Genomic DNA, 7,085 nt, shown 5'->3' on the forward strand with positions numbered 1-7,085 from the left:
GGGAGCAGAGAGAGCACGGGGACCACGAGGTCGCGCTGCGCGTGGCCGCGTACGACATTCATGCGGGCGCCGGTACGGGTACGCGATGCGGCGGTGGCCGAGACATCCGCCTCGGACCACCGTCCGGTCGTCGCCGATCTGCTGCCGCGACGCTGAACTGCTGGCGGCATCCGCCACGCCGCGCGACGTACCGTCCGCCGCACCATCTGACATACCGCCTGACGTGCCGCCCGATGTGCGTTCCCCGTCCACAGGGCAGGACGACCAGGGCCTTTCGTCCGGACCACGCCGGACCACGCCGGACCACGCCGGACCACGTCGGACCACGTCGGATCACGCCGGACCACGCCGGACCACGTCGGATCACGCCGGATCCCACGAGCCCGGCGTGATCCGGACGGGGCGGCCTTCAGGCGTTCCCGTCGCTCTTCGGCTCGGTCAGGTCGTAGAACGTGGCGTCGCCCGCGGTGACCTTCTCGAAGTTCTGCTCCACCCATGAGGAGATCTGAGAAGAGGTCCCGTTGCCGCCCCCTCCCATGCCTCCCATGCCACTCGCGATGAAGTAGTGGATCGCGCCGTCCTCGACGTACTTCTTGAACCGCGAGAGCGTCGGGAACGGGTCGCTGCCGTTGAATCCGCCGATCGCCATCACCGGTTCTCCGGTGGCCAGTTGGTAGCCCGCCGCGTTCTGCGCACCGATGGTGGCAGCGGCCCAGGTGTAGTCCTCGGCGTCCTCCTCAAGGAGTTTCTCGGCCTCGGCGCCGACGGAAGCCCCGTTCAGCAGCCCACCCATGCCGCCGGGACCACCCGGGCGGGTGACGTATCCATATACGGGATCGATGCCGGTGCCGGTGCCGGGGGGCGAACCGGCGCCGGGGTTGGTACCAGGAGGAGTTCCGGTACCCGGCGGCATGGGCATGCCGCCCTGCTGAGTCCCTCCCTGCTGAGTCCCGCCCTGCTGACCACCGTTCTGCTGACCACCGTTCTGCTGACCTCCGCCCCACTGGCCGCCGCCGGTCGGGGGCTGCCCCATGCCTCCGCCCTGTCCGCCGCCCTGTCCCGGAGGCCGCATTCCGCCCGCGCCGTCGTCGCCGTCGCGGGGACCACCACGGCCACCGCGTCCGCCACCACCGGGACCGCCCATGAATCCGGCGCCGGACGGACCGGCCGTGACGATCGACCCCTGATGTCCGGTGTTCAACGTACTGACGGTGTACGCCGTCGGACCGGCCAGCGACGCCGCGAGGCTCAGCCCCACCGCGACGAGCACCGGTCGGCGCCCGGGGCGCGAGGCGAGCAGCAGGCCCGCCGCTCCGGCCGTACCGCCGAGCAGCACGGCCCAACGCAGCCATGGCAGATGGTCCGGTGTGCGCCCCAGCAGGACGTACGACCAGAGCGCGGTGACCGCCACGGCGCCGGCGAGCGTCCCACGCGCCCACCACCTGGCCCGCTCCTCCCACAGAACCGTGACGCCCATGCCGACGAGCGCCGCGATGTACGGCGCCAGCGCGACCGTGTAGTACTGGTGGAAGATGCCGGCCATGAAGCTGAAGACGACCAACGTCATCAGCAGCGAGCCGCCCCAGGCAAGGAACGCCGCGCGGGCCGTGTCGGTGCGGGCCGCCCGCCAGGTCAGCCAGACGCCCGCCGCGAGCAGGATCAACGCGGCGGGCAGCAGCCAGGAGATCTGACCACCGATCTCGGCGTTGAACATCCGGCCGAGCCCTGTCTCTCCCCACTGGCCGCCGCCGCCACCCGGGCCGCCACCCCCTCCGACGCTGCCGGTCTCGTCGCCGTTGATCCTGCCGAGGCCGTTGTAGCCGAAGGTCAGTTCCAGGAAGGAGTTGTTCTGGGAACCGCCGATGTACGGACGTGAGGACGCCGGCCACAGTTCGACGACCGCCACCCACCAGCCGCCCGTGACGATCACCGCGAGTGCCGCCAGGCCCAGTTGGCCGAACCTCCTGCGCAGACGCACCGGCGCGAACACCGCGTACAGCACGGCCAGCGGCGGAAGGATCAGAAACGCCTGAAGGGTCTTCGTCAGAAAGGCCGCGCCGACCGCGGCGCCCGCCCATACCAGCCACGCGGTCCGGCCGTGCTCCATGGCGCGCAGCACGCAGTAGACGGTGACGACCATCAGCAACGCCAGCAGTGCGTCCGGGTTGTTGAAGCGGAACATCAGCGCGGCGACGGGCGTGAGTGCGAAGACCGCCATGGTGATGAGGCCGGCCGCGGCGCTGAAGCGGCGGCGCACGGCCCCGTACAGCACCCCGGCCGTGGCCACCGCCATCAGTACCTGCGGGGCCAGGATCGCCCACGACCCGAGGCCGAAGATCCGCACCGACAGGGCCATGGGCCAGAGTGCGGCGGGTGGCTTGTCCACCGTGATGGCGTTGGCCGCGTCCAGCGAGCCGAAGAAGAACGCCTTCCAGCTCCGGCTGCCCGCCTGGACCGCCGCGGAGTAGAAGGAGTTGGCGTAGCCGGATGCGCTGAGGTTCCAGAAGTACGCGAGCGCGATGACCAGCAGCATGGCGAGGAACGCGGGCCGCGCCCAGCGCGGGTCCTCGGGCCTGCCCCGCCGGACGCGATGCGCCATGGACCGGATCGGGCGGGCAGGGGTGTCTCCCGGCGCGGGAGGGCCCACGTGATGTCGGATGTGGTCCTGGTGACCGGACTGCGGTGAGGTCATCGGGCCTCCTCCCTCGGTTCACGATCGGTTCCGGTTGCTCCGGCGGACTCGAAGGTCTCGGCAGCACCGGCGGTGCCGGCGGTTTCGACAATCCCGGCAGCACCGGCAGCACCGGCAGCACCGGCGGTTCTGTCGGTCCCCTCCGTTTGGCCGGTTCCGTCGGCGCGGAGATCCGCGGAACGCTCCTGCGGGGTCCGGTCCGGGAAGACCCAGGCGCGGAAGAGCAGAAAACGCAGCACCGTCGCAGCGAGATTCGCCGCGATCAGTACGGCGAGTTCCGTACCGTGCGAGGGCGATCCGGATGCCGCGCCCAGTGCGGCCAGCGAGCCACTGGTCAGGGCGAGACCGATGGCGAAGACGACCAGCCCCTGAGCCTGATGACGTACCGCCCCGCCCCGGCCCCGCACGCCGAACGTCAGCCTCCGGTTGGCCGCGGTGTTGGCGACGGCGGACACCAGCAGCGCACCGACGTTCGCGATCTGCGGGCCGACGCCCAGCCGGAACAGGGAGTACAGGGCGAGGTAGAGGAGCGTGGAGAGCACGCCGACGACACAGAACCCGACGAGCTGCCTGGCCAGACCTCCCGGCACCCCGTTCAGCTCCCGGTCACGCGGATCGTCCCCGAACGGTCTCGCCAACCGGTCCAGCGGCAGCGCGCCGACCGCCAGCGCCCGCCCCACCCGCCACACGCCTTTCAGATCCTCGGTCGCGGTCCGCACGATGCGGACGGTCGAGTCCGGGTCGTCGACCCAGTCGACCGGCACCTCGTGGATGCGCAGCCCGGCCCGCTCGGCGAGCACCAGCATCTCGGTGTCGAAGAACCACCCCGTGTCCTCCACCATCGGCAGCAGCCGCTGCGCGACTTCCCGCCGGATCGCCTTGAACCCGCACTGCGCGTCGCTGAACCGGGCGGCCAGCGAGGAGCGCAGGATGAGGTTGTAGGCGCGCGAGATGAACTCGCGCTTCGATCCGCGCACCACCCGCGAGCCACCGGCCAGCCGGGAGCCGATCGCGAGATCCGAGTGACCCGAGATGAGCGGGGCGACCAGCGGTAGCAACGCGTTGAGGTCGGTCGACAGGTCGACGTCCATGTACGCCAGGACTGGTGCGTCCGACCGCGACCACACGGTGTGCAGCGCCCGCCCCCGGCCCTTCTGCTCCAGCCGGTGGGACCGGACCCGGGGCAACCGCGCCGCCAGCCGGGCCGCCACCCGCGGTGTGCGGTCGGTGCTCGCGTTGTCCGCGATCGTGATCCGGAAGGCGTACGGGAAGGTGCGCACCAGGTGGTCGTGCAGGCGCAGCACGGAAGGTTCGAGGTCCTTCTCCTCGTTGTGGACGGGTACCACCACATCGAGGACGGGCACGCCCGCCGCGGCCCCCGCTCCGGCGGACGTGGCCGATGCGACGGGCGCGGCGAGCAGATGGTCCCGGGCCGGCAGGGTGCCGGGAGGAATGTCGATTCGCATGCTGTCGACACTCGCCAACTCCGCTGTCACGTCGATGTGCTGGACCTGTCCACCCGCTGTGAGTCCGGCGGGTCGGGTAGATCGACGGGAACGGGAAAAGTCCGCGGGGCAGAAGGAACAGCAGGAACAGCAGGAACGGGAGGAACGGCAGGAACGGGAGGAACGGCAGGAACGGCAGGAACGGCAGGAACGGCAGGAACGGGAAAAGTCTGCGGGACAGAAGGGGTGGCAGGAACGGAGGAAACCTGCGGGTCAGCCTGCGGTTCAGGAGGAGCAGTCGTCCCTGTGGGCAGATGCACGGCGAACACCGTCCGCCCCGGGACCGACGTGACCTCCACCCGCCCGCCGTGCGCGGCGACGACGGCCTGCACGATGGCGAGGCCGAGCCCGGTCGAACCGGCGGCACGGGAGCGGGACTCATCACCCCGCGCGAACCGCTCGAAGACATGCGGCAGCAATCTGGGCGGAATCCCCGGCCCGTCGTCCTGGACCTCCAGCGTCACCGTGGGACCACCGGGCACCGGACCACCCCCCGCGCGGCCGTCGACCACCGAACCACCGGCCGCGGGGCCACTGCGGCCGGCCGTGCCACGGCTCTCGGCACGCACGCTCACACGCACACGCACACGCACGGTGACCGTGGTGCCGGGCGGGGTGTGTGTACGGGCATTCGCCAGCAGATTGACCAGTACCTGATGGAGCCGGGTCGGGTCCCCATACACGATCACTGGCTCGTCCGGCAGTTCCAGCCGCCAGTGGTGCTGTCGCCGCCCGGCGGCGCGGGCGTCGCTCACCGCGTCGACGACGACCGGTGAGAGATCGGTGGGCTCATGGCTCAGCGGACGTCCGGCGTCCAGGCGGGCGAGGAGCAACAGGTCCTCCACCATCCCGGTCATCCGCTCCGCCTCGGATTCGATCCGCCCCAGGGCGTGCCGGGTGTCGGGTCCGGTCTCCTCGCCACCGCGCCGGGTCAGTTCGGCGTAGCCGCGGATCGAGGCCAGGGGGGTGCGCAGCTCATGGCTGGCGTCCGCGACGAACTGCCGCACCCGTGTCTCGCTCTCCTGCCGCGCCTCCAGGGCCGAACCGACGTGACCCAGCAACTTGTTGAGTGCCGCCCCCACCCGTCCGACCTCGGTGCGCGGATCGGCCTCCGTCTCCGGGACGCGTTCCAGCAGCGCCACCTCGCCGCTGTGCAGCGGAAGTTCGGACACCTGGGCGGCCGTGGCGACGATCCGGCGCAGCGGACGCAGCGCGACCCCCACCATGGCGGTGCCCGCGATTCCCGCCGCGACGAGCCCGGCACCGGTGACACACACCTCGACGACGATCAGGGTGGTGAGGGCGCTGTCGACCTCTGCGGCGGGGTAGCCGACCAGGATCGTCGTCCCGCGCGGGCCCGCGACGGCCTCCACCCTGCCGACGCCGAGTCCCGGAAGGTCGACGTTCCGTGCCCCGTCGCCCTCGCGGATGTCCGCGGCCGTCAGTGCGCTCGTCTGGGCTGCGGTCATCGGTTGCCCGTTCCCCTCGGCTCCCGGGACCGGTGCGACGACGCTCTCCACGACCACTCGCGACACGGTGATCGAGCCGTCCGAGACCACCGCGCCGAAGGCCCCGACCGGCAGCCCTCGCGCGTCGACGAAGGCCAGCGGATCGCTGCCCGGCGGAATGCCGCCCGGCAGCATCGGCCCACCGCCGGGCGGCTTCGCGGCCCGCATGGCGACGGCGTGCAGTTGGTCGTCGAGCTTGCCGTACATGTAGCTGCGGTACGCGATGGTGGTGACCGAGCCGATGACCGCGGCGACCACGGCGATCAGCACCACCGCCGACACCACGAGCCGGGTACGCAGCGTCCACGGCCCGCGCCACCGACCACCGCCCCCGCGCTCCCGGCCGCGCTCCCGGTCGGAGCCCCGGCCCGCCGACCCGCCCCTGCCCACCCGGCCGCTGCGCGCAGAACCCCTGCCCAGCGGGCCGCTGCGCACCGAACCCCTGCTGACCCGGCCGCTGCTCGACGGGCCGCTGCGCATCTGGTCGCTACTCACCGGGCTTGATGAGATACCCCGCGCCGCGCCGGGTGTGGATCATCGGCGACCGGCCGACGTCGATCTTCTTGCGCAGATAGGAGATGTACAGCTCGACGACGTTCGCCTGTCCTCCGAAGTCGTAGTTCCACACCCGGTCGAGGATCTGCGCCTTGCTCAGCACCCTCCGCGGATTGCGCATCAGAAACCGCAGCAATTCGAATTCGGTGGCCGTGAGGTGGATGGACGTGCCGCCCCGGCTCACCTCGTGACTGTCCTCGTCCAGGACGAGGTCACCGACGACGAGCGACGACTCACCTCGTCCGGCCGCCGCACCGGACCGCCGGATCAGCCCGCGCAGGCGGGCCACGACCTCCTCCAGGCTGAACGGCTTGGTGACGTAGTCGTCGCCACCCGCGGTGAGTCCGGCGATCCGGTCCTCCACGGCGTCGCGGGCGGTGAGGAACAGCACGGGAACCTCGGACAGTTCCCGCCGCAGCCTGCCGAGCACGGCGAACCCGTCAGTGTCCGGCAACATCACGTCGAGGATCACCACGTCCGGCCGGAAGCCGCGCGCCATCCGTACCGCCGCGGCACCGTCCCCGGCGCTGCGCACCTCCCAGCCCTCGTAGCGCAGGGCCATGGAGAGCAGCTCGGTGAGCGAGGCCTCGTCGTCCACCACCAGCACACGGACGGGGGCACGGTCCGCCCTCGACAGTTCGGTACGCCCCTGGGGCAAGGTCGTCGTCATGCCTCAACCCTGTGAGGCCCCTCTGAGAGGGTTCTTTCCCGAATCTGTGAATTCCCTGAGAAACTCACCCTCCGGGCCCCTCCGCGCCCCCGCCGCGCCTCGCCCCTCGACCCTCGCCCCTCGCCCCTCGACTCCACGTGTCCACGTGTCCACGT

The 7,085-nt window shown here is 71.3% G+C and carries 4 protein-coding genes; all 4 read right to left on the reverse strand.

Annotated features, from left to right (window positions below):
• Positions 1 to 409: 409 nt before the first annotated feature.
• Positions 410 to 2,599: an ArnT family glycosyltransferase gene (locus ACF1CT_RS04730; RefSeq protein WP_391782304.1), complete on the reverse strand. Its 2,190-nt coding sequence runs from the start codon at positions 2,597 to 2,599 to the stop codon at positions 410 to 412.
• Positions 2,600 to 2,688: 89 nt separating this feature from the next.
• Positions 2,689 to 4,158, reverse strand: coding sequence for a glycosyltransferase (locus ACF1CT_RS04735; RefSeq protein ID WP_391782305.1), 1,470 nt, complete (start codon positions 4,156 to 4,158; stop codon positions 2,689 to 2,691).
• Positions 4,159 to 4,184: 26 nt separating this feature from the next.
• Positions 4,185 to 6,200, reverse strand: coding sequence for a sensor histidine kinase (locus tag ACF1CT_RS04740; protein ID WP_391782306.1), 2,016 nt, complete (start codon positions 6,198 to 6,200; stop codon positions 4,185 to 4,187).
• Positions 6,193 to 6,930, reverse strand: a complete 738-nt coding sequence (locus tag ACF1CT_RS04745; protein WP_391782307.1) for a response regulator transcription factor — start codon at positions 6,928 to 6,930, stop codon at positions 6,193 to 6,195. Before ACF1CT_RS04745 ends, ACF1CT_RS04740 begins: the two co-directional genes overlap by 8 nt.
• Positions 6,931 to 7,085: the final 155 nt, after the last annotated feature.

This window comes from Streptomyces sp. NPDC014734, from assembly GCF_043083325.1.
Taxonomy (GTDB): domain Bacteria; phylum Actinomycetota; class Actinomycetes; order Streptomycetales; family Streptomycetaceae; genus Streptomyces.